This is a genomic window from Streptomyces capparidis (assembly GCF_054782095.1).
Map to the genome: position 1 here is coordinate 29,897 of NZ_BAAGTD010000004.1, position 24,711 is coordinate 54,607.

Genomic DNA, 24,711 nt, shown 5'->3' on the forward strand with positions numbered 1-24,711 from the left:
GTCACAGGCTGATGTCGTACTCGCCCGCGGACAGCGTGGCGGCGTCGACGGTCCCGAGCTCGATGTCGAAGCGGAAGCGGTGCGCCAGCACGTCGTGCAGCAGGCCGAGCAGGGACCGCGCCGCCGGGGGGAACGCCCCCGCCGCGCGCATCCCGGCGACCACGTGCAGGTCCGCGGGGACGCAGTTCACCAGCGGCCTGGCGGCGAGCCCCGGCACCGCCCACACCCGCAGGTCGTACAGGTCGGTGAACCCCTTGGCGTAGCCGATCGCCAGGTACTCCCCGCCCGGGGAGAGGTGGGCGCTGGTGGCACCGCGGACGGCGGTGTCGGACGACAGCACCGGCTCGAGGGTGCCCGCGTCGAGGACGGCGATCCGCCCGGCGCGGTCCACCAGCACGACCTCCCTCCGGTCGGGCAGCGCCTCGAGCCCGCACACGTCGCCCGCGCTGACCGGCCCGGGCAGCAGCGCGTCCCCGTCGCGGCGCAGCACCTGCACCGTGCCGCGCTTGCTCGCCACGACCAGCGTGTCGGGGCCGGTGAACACGGCGCGGCCGACCACCATCCCGGCGTCGCCGCGCGCCAGCACCGCACCTGCGGCGCCCGTGACGGTCAGACCGCGGCCCAGCACCGCCAGGCGCCCCGACCCCAGGTGCGCGGTCACCGCCCTGGGCCAGTCCTGCCGCGGGTCGAGGCCGAGCTCGGCCACCGGGACGGTGCGCACCGTGCCGTCCGGCGCGCCGAGCAGCACACGGCCGGCGCGGGTGCCACCGGCGAAGCGGCCGTCCGCCCCGGCCAGGGCGAGTGAGGTGACGGGTCCCGGCTCCCGGTGCAGCTCGGTGGCCGCGCCGTCGGAGCAGCGCAGCAGCCGGCAGGCGGTGTCCCCGTTGTTGCTGCGCTCCGCGGCCACGAAGGCGCCGCCGCCGGTGTGCACCACGTACCCCACCGAGGCGTGGAACCGCTCGTACCGCTCCACCAGCCGCCCCTGCGCCAGATCGACGACGCCCGCGACCCGGTTGGTGCCCGCGACCGCGAGCAGGGGCGCGTCCGGCGCGAACGACACGGAGTTGACCCGGCCGTGGAACATGATGCGGGCCTGCCGGGGGAAACCGGGCCGGTGCAGGCTCAGCTCGTCCACGCCCGCGCGCACCGCCGCCGGGTCGGTCGCGCGCATCCGCTCGAAGACCCGGCGGTCGTCCTCGCCGGCGGGCACCCAGGCCCCGAACAGGTCCATCAGGCCCAGCCCCATGGACAGGGGCAGGTCCTGCACCACGCGCCACAGCTCCGCCCACTCCCCGCGCTCGGCGAGGTGCCGGGCCAGCCAGGCGGCCTCGTCGCCGCTCAGCTCCGAGATCCGATCCCGCCGGTTCCGGCTCACCAGCACCCGCAGCAGGTCCGCGGCGCCGCCGGAGCGCATCGCCGTCTGGAGCCGGGTCCGGGTCGCGGAGTCCGCCGTGGAGTAGGCCAGCTCCAGCATCCGGCCGTCCGGGTCCAGGCCCCGGTAGTGGTGGAGCTGGCCGGTCAGCAGGAAGAACGTCACCCGCCGCACCGGGTCCCTCGGCGCCAGGCGGTGCTCGGCGCAGAACGGGACGAGCGCCGGCTCGTCGATGGCGGCCGCGCAGACCGCCTCGGTCAGCTCGGCGTCGCGTGCGGCCAGGATCGCGCGGCGCGCCGCGGCCCCGACGGGGTGGTTCCGCCGGGCGGCCGCCGCCAGCAGCGGCCGGCGCAGGGCCGGGGCGGCGAGCTCGGCGGGGCCGGGCTCCAGCGCGACGAGGGCGTAGCCGCGCTCCGGCTCCCGCGGGGGCGGGACGCGCCACGCGGTCAGGGCCGCCCAGAGCCGCTCGTCCGGCGAGCGCAGCCACGACGACCACAGGACCTGGAGGGCCTGGGCGGGCGGCGGCGCGGGGTTGCGCAGCAGCAGGCCGGGCACGCCGGGGCCGTGCCCGGCCGGTGCCGCGATCCCGGCGAGGAAGCGCCCCCACAGCGCGTCGAGCAGCGGCCCCGCGGCGGTCAGGCAGGTGTGCTCGGCGGCCGCCCTGACCGCCGGGTCGGTGTCCGCGAGCAGGTCGCCCGCCGCGATGGCCTGCCCGGGGGGCAAGTGCTCGGCGAGCCGCCCGTGCAGCGCGGCGGTGAGCAGCCGGGCCCTCCCGTGCGGCGCCAGCGCCCCCGTCTCCAGGACGACCTCGCGCAGTTCGGTGTCGCGGGACGCCGCCCAGACCTCGGCGAGCAGCGTCCTCGCGCCGTCCCGCAGCGTGTGGTCGGCGTCCCGCGCCACCTCCGCCAGCAGGGCCAGCACCACCCGGTCGCCGTGCCCCGCGGCCTCGCGCAGCCGCTCCCAGGCCTTCGCCGCCCGGCGGCGGCGCCACCGCCCGCCCGTCCCGCCCGCCGCCCGCGCCCACCGGGCGGCCTTGCGCTCGTCGATCATCCGCACTGCCCCCCGCGCGCCCGAAGCTACGTCAGTTCCAGCCGCACCTGGGCGTGCACGGCGCGTTCGGCCTCCGCGAACGACGCGGACCGGGCCCGCCCGTCCCGCAGCCAGGTGCGCAGGTGCTCCACGGTCTCCCGCTGGGAGCGGCTGAGCGGGACGAGACGGCCGATCGCCTCCGCGACGTCGGCGGTGGTGATGTCCCGCTCCTCGGCGAACGCCCGGTACATCGCGTCCACCACGGCCTGCTCCAGTTCGGCGCCCACATACCCGTCGGCCAGCCGGGCCAGCTCGGCCACGTCGAACCGCGCCGGGTCGCGGCGGCGCTTGCGCAGGTGCACCACGAGGATCTCCCGCCGCTCCGCCTCCGTCGGCAGGTCCAGGAAGAACACCTCGTCGAACCGGCCGCGCCGCAGCATCTCCGGCGGCAGCGCGGTGACGTCGTTGGCCGTGGCGACGACGAAGACCGGCTTGGTCTTCTCCTGCATCCAGGTCAGCAGCGTGCCCAGGACGCGCTGGGCCGTGCCGCCGTCACCGCCGCCGCCGACCGCGAACGACTTCTCCAGCTCGTCGATCCACAGCACGCACGGCGCCACCGTGTCGGCTAGGGCCAGCGCTTGGCGCACCCGCTCCTCCGACTCGCCGACCAGCGACCCGAACAGCGCGCCCACGTCCAGGCGGAGCAGCGGCAGCCGCCACATGCCGCCGATCATCTTCGCGGTGAGGCTCTTGCCCGTGCCGGGGATGCCGATGAGCGCCATGCCCTTGGGCGCGGGCAGCCCGTACTTCGCCGCCTCCTCGCCGAAGGCGCGCTCGCGCAGGGTGAGCCAGCGCTTGAGCGCCTCCAGCCCGCCCACGTGGTCGGGGGTCTCCTCGGCGGAGACGAAGTCCAGGGCGCGCGAGGCCCGGATGACCGCCTTCTTCTCGGCCAGCACCGCGCCGATGCCCCGGTCGTCGAGCACCTGGTCCCGCACGATCGCCTTGGCGAACGCGCGCCGCGCCTGGGTGGACGTCAGCCCGAGCGCCGCCTGGGCGAGGCGGGCCCGCCCGTGGACCGTCAGCTCGCTGCGCACCCCGCTGTTCTGGCCGATCAGCGACTCCAGCTCGGCGCGCAGCGCGTCCGCGTCCGGCAGCGGCAGCTCCAGCACCACCGCGTCGTCGCCGAGCTCGCGCGGCACCTCCCGGGTGGGCGCGGTCACCACCAGGGACGCGCCGGTGTACAGCAGGTCGTGGGCGAGGTTGCGCACCTTGCGCCGCACGACCGGGCTCTTGGACCAGAACTCGTGGAAGTCCTTGAGCACATACAGGTCGCGGCGGCCCGGCCTCGCCTTCACCAGCTCCGCGATCTTCTCCAGGGCCCGCTCGGGAGTGGGCGCCTGCGGCAGCGACGCGCCGGACGCGGAATGGAAGCCGTCGGCGACGTCCCAGCTCACCAGGTCCGCGGAGGCGTCCCGCTCCCGGCGCACCGCGTCGAGCACCGCGAGCGCCCGCTGCTCCTCCACGGTGACCAGCACCAGCAGCGGCACCCTGGCCCGCAGATAGAGCCCGATCTCCCGCTCGATCGTCACGGTGTGCCGTCCTCCTCCGTCTCCCATGCCCGCATGCCCGTCCGCACGATCGAGCCGTCCGCGCCCACGACCAGTTCCGCCTCCGGCACCTCGCCCACCTCCGCGGCGGAGTACCGGCCGGTCAGCGCCCAGTACCGCTTGTTGGACGAGCCGCGCAGCCCCGACCCCAGCCGCAGCGCCGCGTTGAACCGGCCGGCGACGACCAGGTCGGCGTCGGCCACCGCCGCGGCGCGGCGCGGATCGGCCCGCACCTCGTCCTCGGTGAACCCGGTCAGCACGATGATCCCGAGGTCCGACCGCCGCCGCAGCGCCGCGCAGAACCCGGCCACGGACTCCGGCTGCTCCAGCGGCTCACCGCCGGTGAGGGTCACCCCCTCGATGCCGTCCGTGGCGAGAACCTCCCGCACCACCTCGCCGACGGACGCCACCCGGGGCGCCACCGCGGTGTGCGTCAACGGGTTGAAACACCCCGCGCAACCCAGCGAGCACCCCTGACTCCACACCACGAACCGCACCCCGGGACCGTTGGCCCTGCTGCGCGGCAGCGTCGCGTGCAGCCGCCACGAGCGAGCGCCTAGTGCCACAGCCGGTCCTGCTGCTCCTCGCCGGTCTCCGTGTACGCATCGGCGGTGAGCTCCTGCTCCTCGACATCGCCGCCGAGCCGCTCGACCAGGTCCCGCGTCAGGTCCAGACAGCCCGTGCCCTCGACCCCTTGGACGTGCACCTCGACCCGCCCGTCGGGCCGGACCGTCACCTCGACGATCTCCTCACCCACCCGCGCCCCCCGCTCCGGCAACCGATGACCGCTCCGGCCACTGTAGGGTCCCCACCCTGCCACGTCAGCGGCCGCGGGCAGGCGGGATCCGCTCGATCGGGCCGCTCCCCCCGCACGCCTCCTGCCGCCTCACGCCCGCGGCGCGTCGGCCCGCCCGCCCGCTCACGGGACGCCTGACCGTCCGTGACCACCGACCGTCCATGACGGCCCGTCACGGGAACCGGGCGCCGTTGTCAACGGCGCGGCCCGGGGGCCGGGTCCCGGCGGCCGCGCGCGGCGACGACCGCCGGCACGGTGGCCAGCGCCAGGACGCCGCCGCCGACGGCCAGGAGCGGATAGCCGGCGGTCGCGACGACCAGGCCGGAGGCCATACCGCCCGCGGCGCCCGCGACGGCGATGGAGACATCCACCAGACCCTGGGTCCTGGCCCGGGTGGCCAGGGGCAGGGCGTCGGTGACGATCGCGGTGCCGCTGACCAGGCCGAGACTCCAGCCCGCGCCCAGCAGCGCGAGAGCCACCGCGAAAGCGGCGGCGGAACCACCGTCGGCGCCGGCGGCGACGATCCCGGCCGCCAGCAGGACCGGCGCGGAGGCGGCGGCGACGGCGAGCGGGCCGTACCGGTCGACGAGCCGGCCGGACAGCGGCGCGGTCAGGTACATCGCCCCGACATGGATCGCGATGACGAGACCGGAGGCGGCGGATCCGTGGCCGTGGTCCTGCATGTGCACCGGCGTCATCGTCATGATCGCGACCATCACGAGCTGGGTGAGCACCATGACCAGCGCTCCCGCCGCCACACCGGGGCGGCGCCGTCCGGCCGCCGGCCGCGCCCGCCCGTCGGCGTCGCCCGGGCGCCCCGGCGCCGCGGCGGCCCGCTCGGCCTCCAGGGCGCGGGCCAGCAGCAGCGGGTCGGGACGCAGCCAGACGGCCAGGATCAGCGCGGCCGTCGCGTAGGCGGCACCGGAGACGAGGAACAGCCCGGCCGGCCGGGGGATGCCCAGGGCGTGGGCGAGGTCGCCCGCGGGCGCGGCGAGATTGGGGCCGGCCACGCCGCCGAGGGTGGTGGCGACCAGCACGGTGGACAGGGCGCGGGCGCGGTGCTCGGGAGCCGCCAGGTCGGCACCGGCGTAGCGGGCCTGGAGGTTCGTGGCCGAACCGGCGCCGTAGACGAACATCGCGGCGAACAGGAGCACGGAGCTGCCGGTGGCGGCTGCGGCGATGACACCCGCGCTGCCGACGGCACCGGCCAGGTACCCGGCGGCGAGACCGGGGCGACGGCCGCGCGCCTGGGAGACGCGGCCGACCGCGACGGCCGCCAGCGCGGAGCCCGCGGTGGACAGGGCGCTGAGCGCTCCGGCGAGGCCGGTGGAGCCGAGCATGTCCAGCGCGAGCAGGGCCCCGACGGTCACCCCCGCCGCCAGCCCCGCGCCGCTGAGGACCTGAGCGGCCATCAGCACGGTCAGGACGCGGCGCTGGGCCGCCCGGGACCGCGGCGGATCCTGGAGCCGAGCGGGCACGGCGGTCGTCACGGGAGGGCTCCTTCGCCGGGCGCGGCCCGGCCGGACGGCGCCGGCGGTCGTCCGGCGCGGTCAGTCCCGGTCACAGAAGTCCAGACGGTCCAGCAGCCCGGCGTCGGTGAACGCGGCGACCAGGGCGTCACGGCCCTCGGTGAAGTGCGCCCAGCCCTCGTAGTGGACGGGGACGACCCGGCGGGCGCCGAGGATCCGGGCGGCGTCGGCGGCCTGCGCGCTGTCCAGCACGATCGGCGCGCCGTCGAACAGGACGGAGAAGCGGGGAGCCCCGGCGAACAGGATGGCGGTGTCCACCGGGCCGAACCGCGCGGCGATCTCCTGGACCGCGTCGAGCGAGGCGTTGTCGCCGCTGACGTGGACGGTGGGCAGTCCCTCCCCGGTCAGGACGAACCCGACGACCTGGCCGGTGGCCGCTTCGACGTCCTCCCGCGCGCCGGGCCCGTGCAGGGCGGGCACCCCCGTGACGGTGATCGTGCCGCCGCCGGGGCGGTCCAGTTCGATCGACTCCCAGTCGGCCAGCCCCCTGGCCCCCGCCCCCAGGCGTCGTCCGCCGCCGGGCGTGGTCAGGGTCAGCGGGACGTCGGCGAGCAGCGCCCGGCCGGACTCGTCCAGGTTGTCGGGGTGCTCGTCGTGGGAGAGCAGCACCACGTCGATCCGGCCGAGGTCGGACGGCGCGGCGCAGGGCGACGCCGTCTTGGTCAGCCGGCCGCCCGGCACCTCGTAGTCGCGGGGCTGGTCGAAGGTGGGATCGGTCAGGAACCGCAGGCCGCCGTACTCGAAGAGGGCGGTCGGGCCGCCGAGGACGCGGATGGGGATCCGCCGGGTGGTCGTGCCGGTGTCAGTCATCAAAACCTCACGGATGGGGGTCGCTTTATCCGTGAAGGACGCTAACGTTCATCACGGATGAGCGCAAGCCGTACCATGAGAGTCATGAGCGAGACCCCGACCGCCGCATCCGTGCCTCCGCCCGCGCCGGGGGCGGAGGACCACCTCGCCCTCGACTTCGTCAACACCGCGATCGCGCTGCCCGGAGGTCACTTCGTCGACCTCCTCGGCACCCCCGGGGCCGCGAACCGGTGGCTCACGGAACACGGCCTCGCGCCGGCCGGCGCCGGGGTGCAGGAGATGTGCGCGGCGCAACTGCGCTCCATGCGCGAGCACGTCAGAGCCCTGTTCGCCGCCCGCGTCGCCGCCCTGCCCGCGCTGCCCGCCGCGCTGTCCGCCGTCAACGACGCCCTGGGCAGAGCCCCCACGGCCCCCCTGCTGTACTGGGACGAGAAGAACGGCCCCTACCGCGCCGCGCCGTGCCCCACCAACGAGATCCTCGACCGCGCGCTCGCGACCCTCGCCGCCGACGCGGCCGACCTCCTCACCGGCCCCGACGCCGACCGCCTCACCGCCTGCGACTCCACCCCCTGCAACCGCTACCTGCTGCGCCGCGGGCGCCGCCACTGGTGCTCCACCCGCTGCGGCGACCGCGCCCGCGCCGCCCGCGCCTACGCCCGCCGCACCCAGCCCAAACCGAACTGACGCCCGCGCGCCCCCGCGCCGCCCGCCCGCACCCGTGTAGCGGACCGTACGACTCGCTACACTCCCGGGCGTGAGGCAGATCAAAGTCCGGGTGGACGGGCGCCACCGGTTCCCGGCCGCCGGGGCGCACTTCACCGACGCCTTCGGCCCGGCGTTCGCGGAACAGTCCGGCTCCGCTCCCGACACGGCCCGTCCCGGAAGCCGCCGCGGGCGGGCGGCGTGATCGTCCGCATCGACCGTGCGTGGCTGCTGGACCTCGCGCACGCGCACATCCCCGGCGACCCCGATGTGACCGACTTCGGCACCCTCGCGGCCGCTGTGGCACGCCACGCCGACACGGTGCTGGAGGTGCCGGTCTACGCCGAGGCGCACCACCGGGCCGCGGCCCTGATGCACCAGCTCGTGCGCGTACCGGCGCTGGAGTGGGCCAACGAGTTGTTCGCCGCCGTCGTCGCGGCCTCCTACCTGACCGTGAGCGGCGCGACCGTCACCGTCCCGCCGAAGCGGGCCGCGGCCCTCGCCGACCGGATCGACCGGGAGAACCTGAGCGTGCGCCAGATCGCCGACGAGCTCAGAGGCTGGACCGCCACCTGACGCCACACGCGGCGGGGATGCCGAACCGCGGCCGAGCACGCGGCCGTTCGCCCGTCCGGCCAGGGCCAGCGCGGTGGGGGAGGAGGTGACGGCAGGTGGTGCGGGCGGGCAGCGCGGAGGCGGTCGCGTCGGCGGAGCGCGGTGCGATGAGCGAGGCGGACCTGGAGGCGGTGTTCGACGCTGACTACGCGTACTCCATGCGCGCCGACCACACCCCGCACGCCGCCACCACCACACCGCACCACCGCCTGCGTCCGCTGAGCGCGCGGCCCGCCGGGAACCGTGGCCCTGGGCCGGTCGGCGCCGCCTCGGCGCGCAGGGCCGCCGCCGGCCGAGCGGGTGCCCCCTACGGCGACGCCGACTCGCCGCTGATCTCCGGGGCGGCGCGGCGCAGTTCGGCCAGGACGCCGCGCACGGCGCGGCGGGCCGTGGCCTCGGGCCGGCACAGGACGTCGATGTGGCGGCGCGCGTGCACGCCCCGCAGAGGACGCAGCACGACCTCGGGGTGGCGCCGGGCGGTCCAGCGGGGCAGCAGGGCCAGCCCGCCGCCTGCGGCGACGACCTCTGCGGCGACCGAGAACTCGTTGATGCGGTGCACGATCCCGAGGCGGCGGTTCGCGGCGGCGGCGATCGCCTCGACGGTCGCCATCAGCGGAAAGCCGTCGTGCACGGTGATCCACGGCTCGGCGGCCACGTCCGCCGGGGTGAGCGACGGCCGGGCGGCCAGCGGGTGACCGGCGGGCAGGGCCACGTCGAGCGGCTCGTGCAGCAGCGAGGTGACGGCGACCGTGCGCGGCCACGGCGGCGCGTGGTCCAGGCGGTGGGCGAGCACCAGGTCGTAATCCCGGGTGAGGCGGGGGAAGTGCTCCTGGGCGACGTCCTCGTCCGCCAGGCTCAGGCGCGGTCCTGGCGGCCCGTCGGGCCGGGCGGACAGCGCCCGTTGCAGGTGCGGGAAGAACACCGACGCGGCGCTGTGGAACGCCGCCACCGCCACCTCGCCGTCACCCCGGTCGGTGAACTCCTCCACCGCGTGCCGGGCGCGGGCCAGGGCGGTCTCCACCTCGATCGCCGCGTCGGCCAGCGCCCGTCCGGCGGGCGTGAGAACCAGGCGGCGCCCCTGGCGTTCGGTCAGCGGCACCGGGATGGCGCGTTGCAGGAGCCGCAGTTGCTGGGAGATCGCCGACGGGGTGACCAGCAGCGCCTCCGCGACCGCGGTGACGCTGCCCAGTTCGCCCAGTTCCCGCAGGATGCGCAGTTGTCGCTCGTCCACGGAACCACACGATACCCCGACGGTGTAGCGTCACTGAAAGATCCTTTCAGGAACTCGTTCTGGGCTTTATCTTCCAGGTGGGGCACCGTGAGGGACGTGTCAACCCGCCGAACCGACGTGGTGCTGCTGCTGGTCGCCCTCGTGTGGGGTTCCAGCTACCTCGCCGCCAAGTCAGCCACCACCGCCCTGCCCGTCCTCGTGGTGCTCTTCTGGCGCTACGCCCTGTCCGTGCCGGCCTGCCTGGCGCTCGCCGCCGCGACCCGGCGGAGCCCCGGCGCCGCCCCGTGGTCCGGGGGGAACCTGCGGGCGGGCACCCTGCTGGGGCTCACCCAGGCGGCGGTACTGGTGCTGGAGACGTACGGTGTCGCGCACACCTCCGCCGCCAATGCCGGACTGATCATCAGCCTGACGATCGTCCTGACGCCGCTGCTGGACCGGTCGGGTCACCGGTCCGGCCTGCCGCCGCGCTTCTACGCCGCCACCGCGCTGTGCGTGCTCGCGGTGGGCCTGCTGATGTCCGGGGACCACCTGGCCGCGCCCCGCGGCGGCGACCTGCTGATGCTGGCCGCGGCGGTGGTGCGGGCGGGGCACGTGATCCTGGTCGGGCGGCTGGCGAAGGGCTGTGACCCGCTACGGGTGACAGCCGTCCAGACGGCGGTGGGCACGGCGCTGTTCGCGGTGCCGGCCGCCGCCGCCGGCGGCCTGCCGGCGCTCGCGGCCACGGACGCGCACACCTGGGCCGTGCTGGCGTACCTCGCGTTGGGATGCAGCGTCTTCGCGTTCGTGGCGCAGACGTGGGCCGTGCAGCGCACTTCGCCGAGCCGGGCCAGCCTGCTGCTGGGCACCGAGCCGGTGTGGGCCGTCGTGACGGGTGTCGCCCTGGGCGGCGAACACCTCACCGCGCTGACCGCCGCCGGCGCGGGCCTGATGATCACCGCCACCTACTGGGGGCAGGCCGTCGAACAGACCCACAGGACAGGAACCGTCGCGGACTCGGCGACACCTCCTGACCACCACCTGACCCGGCCACCACCTGACCGGGCCACCACCTGACCCGGTCACTACCTCTGCCCGCTGTTCACGCCCGACGCAGCGCGGAGCGGCCCGCGAAGCGCGCCGAGTCGCCCAGTTCCTCTTCGATCCGGATCAGTTGGTTGTACTTCGCCGTGCGGTCGGAGCGGGAGAGCGAGCCGGTCTTGATCTGGCCGCAGCCGGTCGCCACCGCCAGGTCCGCGATGGTGGTGTCCTCGGTCTCGCCCGAGCGGTGCGACATGACGGCCGTCCAGCCCGCCCGGTGGGCCGTGGCCACCGCGGTCAGCGCCTCGGTCAGGGTCCCGATCTGATTGACCTTGACCAGGATCGAGTTGCCGACGCCGGTGCGGATGCCCTCGCGCAGCAGCGTCTCGTTGGTGCAGAACACGTCGTCGCCGGTGAGCTGGCAGCGGTCGCCGACGCGGGCGGTCAGCTCGCGCCAGCCGTCCAGGTCGTTCTCCGCCATCGGGTCCTCGATGGAGACGACCGGGTAGGCGTCGATGAGCTTGGCCAGGTGGTCGGCGTGCTCGGAGGGGGTGCGGCGCACCCCCTCGCCCGCGTAGTCGTACATCCCGTCGCGGAAGAACTCCGACGACGCCGGGTCCATGACCAGGCCGATGTCCGTGCCGGGGCGGTAGCCGGTGCGCTCGATGGCGGCCATCACGAAGTCGAGCGCCTCCTCGGCGGTGCGCAGCGCGGGCGCGAAGCCGCCCTCGTCGCCGACGCCCGTGGAGTGCCCGGCGGCCAGCAGATCGCGGCGCAGGGTGTGGAAGACCTCGCTGCCCATGCGGACGGCTTCGGCGAAGGTGTCCGCGCCCACGGGCGCGATCATGAACTCCTGGAAGTCCAGCGGATTGTCGGCGTGGGCGCCGCCGTTGACGATGTTCATCATCGGCAGCGGCAGGAGGTGGGCGTCGGCGCCGCCGAGGTGGCGGTAGAGGGGCTGGCGGTGGGCCGCCGCGGCGGCCTTGGCCGCGGCCAGGGAGACGCCGAGGATCGCGTTGGCGCCGAGCCGGGACTTCGTGGCGGTGCCGTCGAGGGCGACCAGCGCGGCGTCGAGACCCGCCTGGTCCGCCGCGTCCCGGCCGCGCACGGCCGCCGCGATCTCCCCGTTGACGTGGGCCACCGCGCGGTCGACGCCCTTGCCGTGCCAGCGCGCGGGGTCTCCGTCGCGCAGTTCCACGGCCTCCCGGGCACCGGTGGAGGCCCCGGAGGGGACAGCCGCGCGCCCCAGGGAGCCGTCCGCCAGGACGACGTCGACCTCGACCGTGGGATTGCCCCGGCTGTCGATGATCCGGCGGGCGGTGACGGTCTCGATGGCGGCGTCGCCGGTTCCGACTGCCTTCGCGGACATGGGGGGTCCTTCCGTTGTCGTGTGCCGTGGCCCCGACTGCGACAACGCTGGCGCTGAGCCCGACGAGACCAAACCCTACAGCAATGCTGCTCAGTTTACCTGAGCAGTTTGACTGAGCAGTTTGTCTGCTCAGTTTTGCTGAACAGGGACACTGAACAGCATCACTGCACAGCGTCGCTGCACAGGTCGGGTGCACAGCCTTGCTGGTCAGCGGGGTAAAGTGCCCTATGCCCACCTCGGAAGCCGCCGCCATCGCCGCCGAACTGCGCACCGCGATGGGCAAGCTCACCCGACGCGTCAAGCACGAGGACCGCATCCCGCTGGGCCAGGTCGCCGTGCTCGGCGCACTCGACCGCAACGGCCCCATGACCACCAGCGACCTCGCCGCCGATCAGCGCGTACGCCCCCAGTCGATGGCCCGGACGGTGGGGCTGCTCATGGAACAGAACCTGATCACGCGCCGGGCCCACCCCACGGACGGCCGCAAGTCGCTGGTCGAGCTGACGGACGCGGGCCGGGCCGCGCTCGAGGCGGAACGCGGCCGCAGGGCCGGTTGGCTCGCGCAGGCCATCGAGGCCGAACTCACCGCCGAGGAACGGGCGCTGCTGGCCCGCAGCGCCGCCCTGCTGGAACGGCTCGCCACACGCCACTAGGGTCTGTCCGGAACGCTGATCCGGCTCGTGGGGCGATCTCGGTGTCGTGGGGGCAGGGAGGGGCCGTGAGCGGGGACGATCCGCACATCCATGTGGAGTCGAAGGTGGTGCGCGGCGATGCCGCCGTCCGCAATGTGATGGCGTCCACGTTCGGTCTGGTCGGAGACCTGCCGAGCCGGGTCGTCACTGGATGCGGGCTGCGGGTGCCGTACGCGATGACCTCCCCGCGTCCGGATCGCGTCACCTGCCTCGCCTGCCGTGAGCACGCGCGGCGCGAGCACCTGCGCTTCGCGGAGGAGGTCGAACGCCTGAGCCGCATGCCCGGATCGACCATCGGCCCCGCCCAGGGAAAGCAGGCCGCGGACAGGCATCGCGACCTCGCGCGGAGGTTCTCCGGCGCGGAGGACTGAGTCCGTCCGTACCCGGGGCGGCCGGGGCGGCACCGGCGCGCAACCGCGCGCAGGACGTCCCTCAGGCCAGCCACGCCCGAAGGCGCTCGCCGAGCACGACGTCGTGCGGCAGCCGCTCCAGTTCCTGCGGGTCCACGTCCACGCCCTGCTGCCGGAGGGCGCGGGCCAGGGAGCCCCAGTGGCCGGCGGCCATCTGCTCGTGCGTCAAACCGTCGATCGGCTCGTCCGGCCCGACCACCGTCCGGGCTGTCTCCTCGACGTCCTCGGCCGAGATCCGCCCCCGGATGTCCGTTCCGCCCCAGGAGCTCCAGCCGCGGTCGTCCAGCAGCACCACACCGCGGCCGTCCGCGAGTTGCGCCTCGAGCCGTGCCGACACCGACATCCGCCGGGCGTCCGTGGCGGCGTCGTCCAGATCGACGTCAGTGACCAAGCGGGTCACAACCGTCATGCCGTCCCCCTCGTCCCGCCGGCGCCCGGCGTCGCGCCGGACGGCCACGATATCGAGGCCGTCGCCCCGGCCCGGCGTCGGGTCACGGCACGTTGAAAGACCCCCCGGGAGGGAGTCAGCGCCCGCCCCCGTCGCGCTGTTCCAGTTGGCGGCGCATGTCGAGCAGGTGGTGGCGCAGCTCGTGCAGGGTGTGCACGGCGACCCAGCGCAGTGAGCGCTCCCTGCGCTCGGGATAGGTGTACACCAGTGTGCGTTCCCAGTCGGCGGGAGTCAGCCGGTCGAGGGCGCCGGTGAACAACAGGGCGGCGTCCTGGAGTTGGCGGGCGACATCGGCGGGCTGCTGCCGGGCGTATCCGTCGTGCTCCACCCGTTCGTCGCGCCCCATGGACTCGGCGACCGGCGTGTCACGGCGCCGTGCGGCCAGCACCCGCTCCCGCTGGACGAGCAGCACGTCGCGCATGTGGCAGGCGTATTCGAGAGGCGACCACGTCCGCGGGTCGGAGCGCCGCCGCAGCAGCGACGGTCCGGCGCGCAGCAGGTCGGCGTATTCGCGCGCGTGGCCCTGGGCGAGCAGCGGGACGCCGGGGGCCAGGGCGAGGTCGTACTCGAAGCCGCATTCCGCGCAGACCGTCATGCGCGCACATTAACAACCGTCCCGGCGAGTACGGCCCGCCCGCGCCGGGGCGGCGGCGCCGCCGGTGACGATGTGGGTTCCTCGGGGGCGAGGCGAGGCGTGGCGGACGCGGCAGGGGTTCGATCGTCGGGGCTTCGTCGCCCTGGTGGACGTGACGAGGACCTTGCCGATGTGCCGGCCCGTCGGCGGGCGCTGCCTCCCTCCCGCCCGGCGCCCGTCTCCGCCGCCCGGCGCCCCGTTCCGAACGGGTGGCCGAATTCTGTTGTGGGGACGGGGGAGTCCCTGGACGGCGCGTGGGGTGGCTGCGGATGCTGTGGGGCGGCGTGCGCCGTGCGGGCGTCCGGGACCGGCCGAGGGGGTTGCGGGGATGCGTGTCCAGGTGCTCGGCCCCCTCGGGGTGTGGCACGGCGGGAGGGGGATCGAGCTCGGCACGCCCCAGCAGCGGGCCGTGCTCGGGCTGCTCGTGCTGGCCGACGGCTGCCCGCTGTCCCGCGCGGAGCTCGGCGACGCCCTGTGGGACGGCACCCCGCCCCGCAGCGCCGCCAACCTGATCCAGACCTACGTCAAGCGGCTGCGCCGACTGCTGGAGCCCCACCGCCCGCCCCGCACCCCCAGCGCCGTCCTGCCCAGGGTGGGGGAGGGCTACGCGCTGCGGCTGCCCGAGGACGGCGTGGACCTGCCGTGCTTCCGGCGCCTGACCGGGCAGGCCGAGGCCGCGCACCGGGACGGCGACGCCCGCCGGGCCGCCGCGCTGCTCGGCGAGGCGCTGCGGCTGTGGCAGGGCCCGCCCCTGGCCGACCTGCCGCTCCTGGCCGGCCACCCCGCGCTGGTGGCGCTGGCGGGGGAGCGGCGGGCCGCGGTCGCCAGGTACGGGGAGACGATGATCGCGGCGGGCGCTGCGGCCGAGGCCCTCCCGGCGCTGGCCAGGGCCGCCGCGGAGGCGCCGCTGGACGAGGGCGTGCAGGCCCGCCTGGTCCGCGCCTACGACGCGGTCGGGCAGCGCGACTCGGCCTGCGCGGTCTACCTGGACACCCGGCGCAGGCTGGCCGACGAACTGGGCGTGGACCCCGGCCCCGAACTCACGTCCGCCTACACGGCGCTGCTGCGCTCCGCCCCGGCGGTCCCGACGGCCCCGGCGGCCCCGCCCGCCCCGCGGGCCGCGTCGGCCGAGCCGGTCCCCGCCCCGCCGCTCCCGCACCCGGTGCCCGCCCAGCTCCCCGCCGACGTGTACGGCTTCTGCGGCCGCACCGCGGAACTGCGCGCGCTCGACGACCTGGCCGCGGCCGGCCGGCCCCGGGCGGGCGTCCCGGACCCGCCGGCCGTCGCGGTGGTCTCCGGCACGGCGGGCGCCGGCAAGACCGCGCTCGCCGTGCACTGGGCGCACCGGGTGCGCGAACGGTTCCCCGACGGTCAGCTCTACGTCAACCTGCGCGGCTACGACCCGGACCGGCCCGTGCCGTGGGCCGACGCCCTCACCCGGTTCCTGCGCGCCCTCGGGCTGACCGGCGCCCACATCCCCCTGGACCCGGAGGAGCGGGCGGCCCGGTACCGCACCGAGACGGCGGGCCTCCGCATGCTCGTCGTCCTGGACAACGCCCTGTCCGTGGAGCAGGTCCGCCCGCTGCTGCCCGGCTCCCCGACCTGCGCCGTCCTGGTGACCAGCAGGGACAGCCTGGCCGGCCTCGTGGCCCTGCACGGCGCGGGCAGGCTCGCCCTGGGCCCGCTGCCGCCGGGCGAGGCCACCGGGCTGCTCGACCTGCTCGTCGGGGAGCGGGCCCGCGCCGACCCGGCGTCGTGCGCCGTCCTCGCCGAGCGGTGCGCGCGGCTGCCGCTGGCGCTGCGCGTCGCCGCGGAGCTGGCCGCGTCCCGCCCGGAGACGCCCCTGCCCGCGCTGGTGGCGGAGCTCGCCGACCAGCGGCGGCGGCTGGACCTGCTGGACGCGGGCGGGGACGAGCGGGCCGCCATGCGGTCGGTGTTCTCCTGGTCCTACCGGCACCTGCCGCCCGCCGCCGCCCGCACCTTCCGGCTGCTGTCGCTGCACCCCGGACCGGACGTCGGCGTGCCCGCGACCGCGGCCCTGACCGGGGAGAGCGAGGAGCACACGGCCCGGTCGCTCGGCACGCTCACCCGCGCCCACCTGGTGCAGTCCACCCGCCCCGGCCGCCACACCATGCACGACCTGCTGCGCGCCTACGCCGACGGCCTGTGCCGCGAACTGGACGGCGCCCGCGGCCGCGAGCAGGCCCGCACCCGCCTGTTCGACCACTGCCTGGCGGGCGCCGCCGCCGCGATGGACGCCCTGTACCCGGCCGAGCGGCACCACCGGCCCAGCGAGCCCGGCACCGCCGCCGGGCACCGGCCGCGGGACGCCGCGGCGGCGCGGGCGTGGCTGGACGCCGAACTGCCCGCCCTCGGCTCGCTGTGCGCCGCCGCGGCGGAGGGGCCGCTGCCGGGGCACGCGGTGCGCCTGGCCGCGGTCCTCTTCCGCCACCTCGACGGCGGCCGGCACACCGAGGCGCTGTCGTTCCACACACACGCGCTGCGCGCCGCCGAGCGCACCGGGGACGCGGCGGGCCAAGCGCACGCCCTGACCAGCCTGGGCGCCGTCCACTGGCGGCTCGGCGAGCACCGGTCGGCCGAGGGCCACCTGCGGCGGGCCCTGGCCCTGCACGAGCGCACCGGGGACGTGGCGGGCCGGGCCCGCGCCCTGTCCAACCTGGGCAACGTCCACTGGCGGCTCGGCGACCTGCCCCGCGCCGCCGACTGCCACCGGTGGGCGCTGAAGCTGTACGAGGCGGCAGGCGACCTGGTCGGGCAGGCCCGCACCCTGACCAACCTCGGCAACGTCAGCCTGCGGCAGGGCGAACCCGACCGGGCCGCCGAGCACCAGACCCGGGCCCTGGCGCTCCAGGACGCCACCGGGGACCGCGTCGGCCGCGCCCGCACCCTGTCCAACCTGGGCAACGTCCGCCTGCGGCAGGACCGCGCCGAGGCGGCGGCGGCCCACCACCGCCAGGCCCTGGAGCTGTTCCGGGAGCTCGGGCACACCGGCGGCGAGGCGTACGCCCTGACCGGGCTCGGCGAGGCGTGCCTGCGGCAGGGCCGGCCCGGACCGGCCGCCGACCACCTGCGACGGGCGCTGCGGCTGTTCAGCGCGACCGGCGAGCGCTACGGCGAGGCGGCCGCGCTGAACGGGCTCGCCGAGGCGCTGTGCCACGCCGGGCGGCCCGCGGAGGCGCTCGTCCACCACGTGCGGGCCAGGGCCGTCGCCGCCGTCACCGGCGAGCGCGAGGAGCGGGCGCGCGCCCACGCCGGCGCCGAACTGGCCCACCGGCTGGCGTACGGAGGCCCGGGGCCGGCGGGGTCCGCGGGCGCTCACACCAGCAGTTGACGCTCGGCCAGCTCCCGGTACAGCGGCGAGGCGTCCACCAGCTCCCGGTGGGTGCCGCCGGCGACGACCCGGCCGCCGTCCAGCACCACGATCAGGTCGGCGCCGGCCACCGTGGCGAGCCGGTGCGCCACCACCAGCACGGTGCGGTCCGCGCCGGCCGCGTCGATCGCGTCGGACAGCGCCGCCTCGCTGCGGGCGTCCAGGCTGGCCGTCGGCTCGTCCAGCAGCAGCACCGGCGGCGCCGCCAGCAGCACCCTGGCCAGGGCCAGCCGCTGCCGCTCCCCGCCGGAGAGCAGCACCCCGCCGTCCCCGACCTGCGCCCCGAGGCCGTCCGGCGCGCGGCGGGCCAGCCCGGCCAGCCCCACCGCGTCCAGCACCCGCAGCAGCGCGGCGTCGTCGGCGCCGGGCGCGCCCAGCAGCAGGTTGTCGCGCAGGCTCCCGGCGAGCGCGGGCGCGTCCTGCTCCACATAGCCCAACTGCCCGCGCAGCACCGGCAGCGGCAGCTCGCGGACGTCCACCCCGTGCAGGCGCACCGCGCCGGCCGTCGGCTCGTAGAACCGCTCGGCCAGCGCGAGCAGGGTGCTCTTGCCCGCGCCGGAGGGCCCCACCAGGGCCACCCGCTCGCCCCGCCGCACCGCGAAGCTGACCTGCCGCAGCACCGCGGTGCCGTCCGGGTAGTCGAAGTCCACCCCCTCGAAGGACAGCACGCACCCGTCCCCCGGCGGCGCGGGCAGCCTCTCGCGCACCGCGCCCGGCCGGGCCCGCCGCTCCACCGGCAGCGTGCACACCTCCTCGATCCGCGCCAGCGCCCCCAGACCCGTCTGCAACGTGGTGTACGCCTGCAACGCCTGCGCCAGCGGCTGCACGAACAGGAACAGGTACAGCACGAACGCCACGAGATCGCCGACCTCCAGCGCCCCCGACGCCACCCGGGCGCCCCCCACGCCCAGCACCGCCAGCAGCGACGCCTGCACCGCCACCCCCGCCAGCGGCGCCACCACCGCCTCCAGGCGGGCGACGCCGAGACCGGCCCGGTAGGCGGCCTCCGCGTCCCGGCGCACCCGCTCCGACTCCCGCTCCTCCGCCCCCGCCGCCCGGATGGTGCGCACGGCACCCAGCGCCCGCTCCACGGACGCCGTCATCGCGCCCACGGCCCGCTGCGCCCGCCCGCTCAGCTCCCTGATGCCGCGGGACACCGCCCACACCGCCACGCCCCCGGCGGACACCGACAGCACGGCCACCCCCAGCAGCACCACGTCGACGATCCCCATCAGCACCAGGGCGCCGCACGCCACCACCGCCCCGGAACCCAGCTCGACCAGCCCGCCGGTGACCACCGACCGCAGCAGGGTGGTGTCCGCGCCCACCCGCGAGATCAGATCCCCGGTGCGCCGCCGGTCGAACTCCGCCACCGGCAGCCGCAGCAGCGTCTCCACCAGGCTGCGCCGCGCGGTGAGCACCACCCGCTCCGCGGTGCGCTGGAGCAGGAAGCGCTGCACCCCTTCCACGGCGGCGACCGCCACCATCACCGCGACCAGCACCGCCACCGCCGCCCCCGCGCCCGTGCCCGCCTCCACCGCGCCGAGCACCCGCTGCACCAGCAGCGGCTGGGCCAGCGCCCCCGCCGCGGTCAGCAGGGACAGCCCGCCCACCGCGAGCAGCGACCCCCGGTGCGGCAGCAGATGGGGGGCGAGCCGGGGCGCGGGCGGCCGTCCGCGGCCCCTCACCGAGAGCGCTCCCGGCTCCCGGCGCGGGCGGGGGCGGCACCGGTCCGCTGGAGCACCCGGTAGCCGACCGTGATGTCCTGGTTGTCGCCGAGCACGGTGCCGTCCAGCTCCGTCCAGGCGTGGAAGCCGTCCCGCTCCCGGGTGCCGGCCAGCGCCCTGCCCACGCACACCTCGGCGGGCAGCCCCAGCGTCCGCAGGCACACCGCCAGCGCCAGCGCCCGCGGCAGGCACTCCCCGCCCGGCAACAGCACCCGCACCAGCAGCCGGGTCCAGAACACCTGACGCCGCGCCAGCAGCACCCGCGCCCGCTCCCCGGCCCGGTGCCCGGCGCGCGCCCCGGGTCCCGGCCGCGCCCCCTCCAGCACCTCGCGCGCCGCGCCCCACCCGCGGCGGCGGTACACCAGCACCGCGCGGGAGGCGGCCGCCAGCGCCCACACCCGGGTCCGCAGCGGCAGGCGCGGCACCGCGTCCGGCGGCACCGGGGCGGCCAGGAACACCTCCCACTCGGCCAGCGGCCGGGTCAGCGGCCTCACGACCCCTCCCGCGCGGGCGGCGCGAGCAGGCCGTGCCGGTCGAGCTGCCCGGTGAGCGCGCCGATCCCGGCCCGCAGCGCGGCGGGCGGGGCGTCGATCAGCTCGCCGAGGTGGTCGACCACCTCCTGCACGCTGCCCAGCCGCAGCGCCGCGGAGAGCATCACGGTCGCGGTCGCGTTCAGCGTCAGATACACGTCCTGGCGGGTGTCCAGGATGATCCCGGCCTCGTCGGTCGGGTCGAACACGGCGTGCCCGGCCAGCCGCAGCAGCGGCGGCGGCGCCTGCTCCGGGCCGGGGCCGGGCGCGGGGGTGCCTGTCCTGGGGGTGCCTGTCACGGGGTCCTCCCGGGGTAGTGGCGCAGGAAGATCTCGGTCATGGCGGCGTGCACCAGCGTCTCGGCGTTGCGGCGCCTGCGGTGCGGGTCCGCGAGGACCTCCCCCAGCCGCCCGGGGTCCACCACGCCCATGCGCACCAGCCGGGACTGCGCGCTGCCGAGCAGGTCGCGGAAGTCCGCGGTGCCCGCCAGGGCGCGGTGCCGGTGCGCGGAGTTCATCCACAGCCGGCCGTGCCGCCGCCACACCGCCTCCGGCAGCCGGCGGGACAGCAGCAGCCGCAGCACCGGCTTGGAGATCAACTGCCCCTGGTAGGGCAGCAGCCGGTAGGCGGCGGGCAGCCGCGCGGCCAGGCGCTGGATGCCCCTGGCGCCCAGCGGGTTGCACATCAGCACCCCGCGGGGCCGCCACGACACCAGGTCGGCGCAGGCGTCCTTCACCGAGTACTCCTCCGCCGCGGGGACGCCCTCGCCCGGGTCCTCGGGGACGCCGGGCAGCGGCCGCAGGAAGTCCGTCGCCCACCCCCCGCCGTCCGCGCCCGCCTCGTCGAACAGGGAGCGCCGCGGCAGGGCGCTGCGCAGGATCCACCGGGAGCCCCACGGGGAGCTGACCAGGCCCGCGCACAGCGCCGCCTTCTCCCGCACCGGCACGTCCCCGGTGAGCACGTCGTTCAGCCCGAAGCGCAGCGGCCCGAACCGCAGGTCCCCGTCCCTGCCCCACACCAGCAGCCGCACACCGTCGCCCGCGACCCGCTCGGCGATCCCCTCCAGCCAGGGGAACCCGACGTTGAGGAACGGATGCGGGAAGGCGCGGCCGCTCGGCGGGAACCCGGCGCCGTAACCGGCGGGCAGCAGCCGCAGCGGAACGCCCAGCCCGTCGCAGACCGCGCGGGCGTACGGCGACTCGTCGGCGAGCGGATCGTCCAGCACGTGGTGGTAGGCCACCACGTCGGCACCGGCCTCGACCAGCGCGCACAGCACCGCCGCCGAGTCCAGGCCGCCGCTGACCATCACCCCCACCCGGCCGGCCCCCCGGTAGTGGCCCGCCTCCCGCAGCAGCAGCTCCCAGGCCGCCTCCGCGTAGCCGGCCAGCGGGGTGCGGCGCGGCAGGTCCAGCGGCGCCACCGCCTCGAACCGCTCCCGCCGCACACCCGCCCGGTCCGCGACGACCACCTCGCCCGGGCGGACGGCCGCCAGTTGCCGGTAGATGAACACCTCGTCCCCGCGGCAGCACCGCCAGATCGCCTCCCGCCCGAACTCCTCGCGATCGGCGTCGACCAGGTCCACCGGATCGGTCGACCACCGCACCACCGCGCCGTCCGCGCGGTACAGCAGCCCCTCGGTGCTCGCCAGGTTCCGGAAGAGCACCACCCTGCTGGCGCTGACCAGGCAGCCGCACAGCTCTCCCGGCACCCGCGCCAGCTCCCCGTACCGCTCCTGCCGCACCGCGGCGGCGATCCGCCGCTCCCACCCCTCCCGCGCGGGCCGGTCCACCGGCCCCGACAGCAGCAGGTACTCACCCGGCGCCGTCCGCGCCGCCCCCCGCGCCGCTCCCGCGGCCAGCGACTGCACCGCGTGGTTGCCCGCCGCCCGCTCCGCCCGCTCCCCGAGGGCCGCCTGAGCGAACGACACCCGCTCCGGGTGCCCGAAGTCCACCCGCCCGCGCATTCCGAGGAAGTCCCCGACCAGCACTGCTCCCCTCCGTCCTCCGGGTCCGCCTGCCTCACCTCACCGACCTGCCGCTCCCGCCCCGAGGCCGGGGCGGGAGCGGGCGACAGGCCGGTGCTAGGAGAGCCGGCGGTGCGAGGTGATGATGTTGTCGAAGACCCTCCCGAAGCCCCACCCGGTGAGCTCCTCGACCCTGCCGAGCACGGTGACGACCGGTTCGGTGCAGGCGAGCTTGCGCTTCATGGCGTCCTCCTGGTGTGTCGCGTCCTGGGTCCCGCGGCCCCCGATGTGCCTCCGGGGCGGCCCGGTGCGTCCGGCGCTGCCGCTCCCGCCCCGAAGCCGGGGCGGGAGCGGACGACGGTGCGGGCTCAGTTCACCCGGCGGTGCGAGGTGAAGTTGTTGTCGAAGGTCCGCCCGATGGGCCCCCACCCGGTGAGCCTCTCCACCTTGCCCAGCACGGTGACGACCGGCTCGGTGTAGGCGAGCTTCTGCTTCATGGTGTCCTCCTGGTGTCGTGTCCTGACGCGTACCTGCGATGCGCCTCGGGCCGCCCCGGCACGTCCGACCCCTCCGTCCGCGACCACCGCCGCGGACGGCGCGGCCCCACGACCCCGAAACCGGAGCCACCGGGAACCGCGACCCGTTGCCCCACCACCCTGGGCGGACCCTCTGGACACGCCGTGGACGGCGATTGGACACCCGTCCAGTCCCGGGAACCGGCCCCGCCCGAGCACGCGGGGCACGGCGAGGTGGGAGGCCCACGGACCGCCGCCCGGTCGTCCACGCCCTCGACGGCACGTCCCGCACGCGTCCACAGGGGTGCACTCCCGGTACACCCATCGACGGTGACTCGTCACGCGCCCCGGAAGCGGGTTACCTGGACGACGTGGTGCTCCCCGACCGGCCCCGAACCCGGCCGGCAGCCCCACCCGACCCGCACTCGGCGACGGCCGGCACATCCCGTGCCGCCCGCCCCGGCACGCGAAGGAAACCCCGCCCCTTGCCTCCACGCCCCGCACACCGAGCGCGCCGGGTTCCGGCACCACGCCGCACCCATGCCCGCATGACATGACGGACCACGCCATGCCCTCCCTCACCCGACGGACCCTGCTCCGCGCCGCCCCCGCCGCCGCGCTGCCGCCGGCCCTGGTCGCCTGCTCCCACGACGCGGCCGACACCCCCTCACCGTCCGGCCGCTCCTCGTCGGCGGGGCAGCGGGAGACCCCGGCGCCCAGCACCCCGTCCACCTCCGGCAGGAGCACCCCCATGGACATTCGAGTCACCCTGGACGGCCAACCCGTCGAGGCGACCTTGAACGACAGCCCCGCCGCCCGCGACCTGGCCACCCTCCTCCCGCTCACCTTGGAGCTGAAGGACTTCCACGGGACGGAGCGGATCGGCTACCCGCCGCGCGGACTCACCACCGACGGCGCCCCCGAACCGTCCGCGGCCAGAGCCGGCGACATCGCCTACTACGCGCCCTGGGGCAACCTCGCCCTCTTCCACCGGGACGGCCCCGCCGCCTCCGCCGACCTGCTGATCCTCGGCCACATCGACACCGACACCGACCGGCTGGCCAGAGCCGGGCGGATCACCATCGGAGCCGCCCCCTGACCACCGGCGCCGCCCTCCCCGTCGACGGCCGCCCCCCTCACACCAGGCCCCGCCACAGCCGGGTCCAGAGCCTCAGGCACGACAGATCGACCGCGGCGGCCATCGCTCCCGCCCCTCGTCGTTGAGGTGCACCAGCTCCTCGGCACCGTTCAGGGCGGAGGCCGCGGTCAGGTCGGCGGGGGCGACGAAGCCGGTCTCCGAAGCGATCAGGGAGAAGGTCGCGAGCCCGGTGTCGTGCGGGAAGCAGAGGCTGAGGGCGAACTCGTCCCCGGCGGACACCCCGCCGACCACCGGGTCGCTCACTCCCTCCTCGCCGGCCGCGAGAGCGAACGCGTCCTCCCCGCCGAAGGTGAGCGGGACGGTCCGGATCTTGATCCGACCGGAGCCGCCCCGGTCCCGGCGCTGAAACGCCACACCAGGCGGCGCCGGTCCGCGGCGGTGTCCCCCGGTGTGGCGGCGGGCCGGTCAGGGCTCGGCGTCCCGGATCGGGTCAGGTCAGGTCAGGTCAGCGCGACGGTGTCCCCGAGCCGCACACGTCCGGGCTCTGCGACCGTGGCCAGCGCGTCCAGCCGCATGTCGTGTGCCTGCGCGACGGCTCGCAGGATCAGCGGGGAGTGCGGCAGGTCCTGCTGGGCCTCGTTGGTCATTACGCACCGCTCGCTGGAGCGCTCGAACCTCACGCGCACGGTGGCGCCGATGCGGGCGGTGCTGCCGAACCACTCGTCCTCCACGAACGGAGGTGTGCCCGGCGGTGTCCGCACCAGCAGGTTGGGCCGGAACCGGCGCTCGTCGACGGGCACGCCGGGAACCGCCGCGCGCACCCAGTCGAGGGTGGCGGTGGTCAGGAGGCTGAGGGGGAGCTGGTCGAAGTGCGAGACCGTGCCCTCGCGGGCCACTTCCACGTCGTCACGGCCCAGGTAGCGCCGCACGTAGGCGGAGGGGTCGGGTGCCGGCACGCCGTCCGGGTCCAGCAGCTCGGGTGGCTTCGCGACGGATCCCCCGGGGTACCGGGACCGCAGGTGCAGCAGCCCCGGCATGCGTCGGAACCTGCGCGTGTTCTTGCCCGAGCCGAACTTCCCCTCGGCGTCCCGCACCGCGTAGAGCCGGTCGCCGACCAGGCCCCGGGCGTCGACGGCGACCTCCGCAAGCGGCTCACCGCCGGTGGACTTGATCGGATACCGCCAGATCCGTTCGATCGTGCCGAGCACCGTGCCCATCGTGGTCC

At 76.2% G+C, this 24,711-nt stretch carries 26 protein-coding genes; 8 read left to right on the forward strand and 18 right to left on the reverse strand.

From position 1 onward, the window contains the following. Nucleotide 1: 1 nt before the first annotated feature. The 6 genes from ACYVO2_RS04865 to ACYVO2_RS04890 all read right to left on the reverse strand — a co-directional run bounded on the left by ACYVO2_RS04865 (nt 2) and on the right by ACYVO2_RS04890 (nt 7,143). Nucleotides 2-2,422, reverse strand: coding sequence for a WD40 repeat domain-containing protein (locus ACYVO2_RS04865; RefSeq protein WP_461006324.1), 2,421 nt, complete (start codon nt 2,420-2,422; stop codon nt 2-4). Nucleotides 2,423-2,448: 26 nt separating this feature from the next. After that, nucleotides 2,449-3,990 (reverse strand): AAA family ATPase, encoded by a 1,542-nt coding sequence (locus ACYVO2_RS04870; RefSeq protein ID WP_461006325.1) that lies wholly within the window; start codon nt 3,988-3,990, stop codon nt 2,449-2,451. Continuing rightward, on the reverse strand, nt 3,987-4,574 hold the full coding sequence (locus ACYVO2_RS04875) for a 4Fe-4S cluster-binding domain-containing protein (protein WP_461006326.1): 588 nt from the start codon (nt 4,572-4,574) through the stop codon (nt 3,987-3,989). The genes ACYVO2_RS04870 and ACYVO2_RS04875 overlap by 4 nt, the downstream gene beginning before the upstream one ends. Then, entirely contained in the window at nt 4,565-4,765 is a 201-nt protein-coding gene (locus ACYVO2_RS04880) for a DUF2997 domain-containing protein (RefSeq protein WP_461006327.1), read from the reverse strand. The genes ACYVO2_RS04875 and ACYVO2_RS04880 overlap by 10 nt, the downstream gene beginning before the upstream one ends. Before the next feature lie 233 nt (nt 4,766-4,998). Further along, nucleotides 4,999-6,216 carry an MFS transporter gene (locus tag ACYVO2_RS04885; RefSeq protein WP_461006521.1) on the reverse strand — a complete coding sequence of 406 codons (1,218 nt, stop codon included), beginning with the start codon at nt 6,214-6,216 and terminating at the stop codon, nt 4,999-5,001. A 138-nt stretch (nt 6,217-6,354) separates the two neighbouring features. Next, entirely contained in the window at nt 6,355-7,143 is a 789-nt protein-coding gene (locus ACYVO2_RS04890; RefSeq protein ID WP_461006328.1) for an MBL fold metallo-hydrolase, read from the reverse strand. Between the two features lie 84 nt (nt 7,144-7,227). Between ACYVO2_RS04890 and ACYVO2_RS04895 the strand changes: the two genes are divergently transcribed. The 3 genes from ACYVO2_RS04895 to ACYVO2_RS04905 all read left to right on the forward strand — a co-directional run bounded on the left by ACYVO2_RS04895 (nt 7,228) and on the right by ACYVO2_RS04905 (nt 8,421). Beyond that, nucleotides 7,228-7,827, forward strand: coding sequence for a CGNR zinc finger domain-containing protein (locus ACYVO2_RS04895; protein WP_461006329.1), 600 nt, complete (start codon nt 7,228-7,230; stop codon nt 7,825-7,827). A gap of 70 nt (nt 7,828-7,897) precedes the next feature. Further along, on the forward strand, nt 7,898-8,050 hold the full coding sequence (locus ACYVO2_RS04900; RefSeq protein WP_461006330.1) for a hypothetical protein: 153 nt from the start codon (nt 7,898-7,900) through the stop codon (nt 8,048-8,050). Next, nucleotides 8,047-8,421 carry a fic family toxin-antitoxin system, toxin component gene (locus ACYVO2_RS04905; protein WP_461006331.1) on the forward strand — a complete coding sequence of 125 codons (375 nt, stop codon included), beginning with the start codon at nt 8,047-8,049 and terminating at the stop codon, nt 8,419-8,421. Before ACYVO2_RS04900 ends, ACYVO2_RS04905 begins: the two co-directional genes overlap by 4 nt. A 346-nt stretch (nt 8,422-8,767) precedes the next feature. On the opposite strand, the gene ACYVO2_RS04910 is transcribed toward ACYVO2_RS04905, so the two are convergent. Further along, the gene (locus ACYVO2_RS04910) at nt 8,768-9,691 is read right to left on the reverse strand and encodes a LysR family transcriptional regulator (RefSeq protein WP_461006332.1); all 924 of its coding nucleotides are present in this window, start codon (nt 9,689-9,691) and stop codon (nt 8,768-8,770) included. 87 nt (nt 9,692-9,778) lie between these two features. On the opposite strand from ACYVO2_RS04910, the gene ACYVO2_RS04915 reads away from it, so the two are divergent. Then, the gene (locus ACYVO2_RS04915; RefSeq protein ID WP_461006333.1) at nt 9,779-10,744 is read left to right on the forward strand and encodes a DMT family transporter; all 966 of its coding nucleotides are present in this window, start codon (nt 9,779-9,781) and stop codon (nt 10,742-10,744) included. 25 nt (nt 10,745-10,769) lie between these two features. On the opposite strand, the gene eno is transcribed toward ACYVO2_RS04915, so the two are convergent. Further along, the gene (gene eno / locus ACYVO2_RS04920) at nt 10,770-12,077 is read right to left on the reverse strand and encodes a phosphopyruvate hydratase (RefSeq protein WP_461006334.1); all 1,308 of its coding nucleotides are present in this window, start codon (nt 12,075-12,077) and stop codon (nt 10,770-10,772) included. Nucleotides 12,078-12,304: 227 nt separating this feature from the next. Between eno and ACYVO2_RS04925 the strand changes: the two genes are divergently transcribed. After that, nucleotides 12,305-12,730: a MarR family winged helix-turn-helix transcriptional regulator gene (locus ACYVO2_RS04925; RefSeq protein ID WP_461006335.1), complete on the forward strand. Its 426-nt coding sequence runs from the start codon at nt 12,305-12,307 to the stop codon at nt 12,728-12,730. 65 nt (nt 12,731-12,795) lie between these two features. Then, entirely contained in the window at nt 12,796-13,140 is a 345-nt protein-coding gene (locus ACYVO2_RS04930; protein WP_461006336.1) for a hypothetical protein, read from the forward strand. Between the two features lie 61 nt (nt 13,141-13,201). On the opposite strand, the gene ACYVO2_RS04935 is transcribed toward ACYVO2_RS04930, so the two are convergent. After that, the gene (locus ACYVO2_RS04935) at nt 13,202-13,588 is read right to left on the reverse strand and encodes a hypothetical protein (protein WP_461006337.1); all 387 of its coding nucleotides are present in this window, start codon (nt 13,586-13,588) and stop codon (nt 13,202-13,204) included. 115 nt (nt 13,589-13,703) lie between these two features. Next, complete coding sequence (locus tag ACYVO2_RS04940; RefSeq protein WP_461006338.1) at nt 13,704-14,222, reverse strand: DinB family protein; 519 nt, start codon at nt 14,220-14,222, stop codon at nt 13,704-13,706. 367 nt (nt 14,223-14,589) lie between these two features. Between ACYVO2_RS04940 and ACYVO2_RS04945 the strand changes: the two genes are divergently transcribed. After that, nucleotides 14,590-17,613, forward strand: a complete 3,024-nt coding sequence (locus tag ACYVO2_RS04945) for an AfsR/SARP family transcriptional regulator (RefSeq protein ID WP_461006339.1) — start codon at nt 14,590-14,592, stop codon at nt 17,611-17,613. Here the strand turns inward: ACYVO2_RS04945 and ACYVO2_RS04950 are convergent. The 6 genes from ACYVO2_RS04950 to ACYVO2_RS04975 form a co-directional block, all read right to left on the reverse strand. Beyond that, nucleotides 17,598-19,340, reverse strand: a complete 1,743-nt coding sequence (locus ACYVO2_RS04950; RefSeq protein ID WP_461006340.1) for an ABC transporter ATP-binding protein — start codon at nt 19,338-19,340, stop codon at nt 17,598-17,600. The genes ACYVO2_RS04945 and ACYVO2_RS04950 overlap by 16 nt on opposite strands. Then, nucleotides 19,337-19,873 carry a lasso peptide biosynthesis B2 protein gene (locus ACYVO2_RS04955; protein WP_461006341.1) on the reverse strand — a complete coding sequence of 179 codons (537 nt, stop codon included), beginning with the start codon at nt 19,871-19,873 and terminating at the stop codon, nt 19,337-19,339. The genes ACYVO2_RS04950 and ACYVO2_RS04955 overlap by 4 nt, the downstream gene beginning before the upstream one ends. Beyond that, nucleotides 19,870-20,208: a PqqD family protein gene (locus ACYVO2_RS04960; RefSeq protein ID WP_461006342.1), complete on the reverse strand. Its 339-nt coding sequence runs from the start codon at nt 20,206-20,208 to the stop codon at nt 19,870-19,872. The genes ACYVO2_RS04955 and ACYVO2_RS04960 overlap by 4 nt, the downstream gene beginning before the upstream one ends. After that, nucleotides 20,205-21,896, reverse strand: coding sequence for an asparagine synthase-related protein (locus tag ACYVO2_RS04965; RefSeq protein WP_461006343.1), 1,692 nt, complete (start codon nt 21,894-21,896; stop codon nt 20,205-20,207). Before ACYVO2_RS04965 ends, ACYVO2_RS04960 begins: the two co-directional genes overlap by 4 nt. A gap of 93 nt (nt 21,897-21,989) precedes the next feature. Continuing rightward, the gene (locus tag ACYVO2_RS04970; RefSeq protein WP_461006344.1) at nt 21,990-22,115 is read right to left on the reverse strand and encodes a hypothetical protein; all 126 of its coding nucleotides are present in this window, start codon (nt 22,113-22,115) and stop codon (nt 21,990-21,992) included. Nucleotides 22,116-22,240: 125 nt separating this feature from the next. After that, nucleotides 22,241-22,369, reverse strand: a complete 129-nt coding sequence (locus tag ACYVO2_RS04975; protein ID WP_461006345.1) for a hypothetical protein — start codon at nt 22,367-22,369, stop codon at nt 22,241-22,243. Between the two features lie 571 nt (nt 22,370-22,940). Here ACYVO2_RS04975 and ACYVO2_RS04980 point away from each other — a divergent pair. Next, on the forward strand, nt 22,941-23,486 hold the full coding sequence (locus tag ACYVO2_RS04980) for a cyclophilin-like fold protein (RefSeq protein ID WP_461006346.1): 546 nt from the start codon (nt 22,941-22,943) through the stop codon (nt 23,484-23,486). A 72-nt stretch (nt 23,487-23,558) separates the two neighbouring features. On the opposite strand, the gene ACYVO2_RS04985 is transcribed toward ACYVO2_RS04980, so the two are convergent. Then, the gene (locus ACYVO2_RS04985) at nt 23,559-23,900 is read right to left on the reverse strand and encodes a hypothetical protein (RefSeq protein WP_461006347.1); all 342 of its coding nucleotides are present in this window, start codon (nt 23,898-23,900) and stop codon (nt 23,559-23,561) included. 86 nt (nt 23,901-23,986) lie between these two features. Further along, nucleotides 23,987-24,703, reverse strand: coding sequence for an MOSC domain-containing protein (locus ACYVO2_RS04990; protein ID WP_461006348.1), 717 nt, complete (start codon nt 24,701-24,703; stop codon nt 23,987-23,989). Between the last annotated feature and the right edge of the window lie 8 nt (nt 24,704-24,711).

What these genes read in the sequence shown, in the direction of transcription:
- ACYVO2_RS04865 (WP_461006324.1), bottom strand. Translation starts at nt 2,422, where the DNA reads ATGATCGACGAGCGCAAGGCCGCCCGGTGGGCGCGGGCGGCGGGCGGG.
- ACYVO2_RS04885 (WP_461006521.1), bottom strand. Translation starts at nt 6,216, where the DNA reads ATGGCCGCTCAGGTCCTCAGCGGCGCGGGGCTGGCGGCGGGGGTGACC.
- ACYVO2_RS04890 (WP_461006328.1), bottom strand. Translation starts at nt 7,143, where the DNA reads ATGACTGACACCGGCACGACCACCCGGCGGATCCCCATCCGCGTCCTC.
- ACYVO2_RS04895 (WP_461006329.1), top strand. Translation starts at nt 7,228, where the DNA reads ATGAGCGAGACCCCGACCGCCGCATCCGTGCCTCCGCCCGCGCCGGGG.
- eno (WP_461006334.1), bottom strand. Translation starts at nt 12,077, where the DNA reads ATGTCCGCGAAGGCAGTCGGAACCGGCGACGCCGCCATCGAGACCGTC.
- ACYVO2_RS04925 (WP_461006335.1), top strand. Translation starts at nt 12,305, where the DNA reads ATGCCCACCTCGGAAGCCGCCGCCATCGCCGCCGAACTGCGCACCGCG.
- ACYVO2_RS04935 (WP_461006337.1), bottom strand. Translation starts at nt 13,588, where the DNA reads ATGACGGTTGTGACCCGCTTGGTCACTGACGTCGATCTGGACGACGCC.
- ACYVO2_RS04940 (WP_461006338.1), bottom strand. Translation starts at nt 14,222, where the DNA reads ATGACGGTCTGCGCGGAATGCGGCTTCGAGTACGACCTCGCCCTGGCC.
- ACYVO2_RS04945 (WP_461006339.1), top strand. Translation starts at nt 14,590, where the DNA reads ATGCGTGTCCAGGTGCTCGGCCCCCTCGGGGTGTGGCACGGCGGGAGG.
- ACYVO2_RS04970 (WP_461006344.1), bottom strand. Translation starts at nt 22,115, where the DNA reads ATGAAGCGCAAGCTCGCCTGCACCGAACCGGTCGTCACCGTGCTCGGC.
- ACYVO2_RS04975 (WP_461006345.1), bottom strand. Translation starts at nt 22,369, where the DNA reads ATGAAGCAGAAGCTCGCCTACACCGAGCCGGTCGTCACCGTGCTGGGC.
- ACYVO2_RS04980 (WP_461006346.1), top strand. Translation starts at nt 22,941, where the DNA reads ATGACGGACCACGCCATGCCCTCCCTCACCCGACGGACCCTGCTCCGC.
- ACYVO2_RS04990 (WP_461006348.1), bottom strand. Translation starts at nt 24,703, where the DNA reads ATGGGCACGGTGCTCGGCACGATCGAACGGATCTGGCGGTATCCGATC.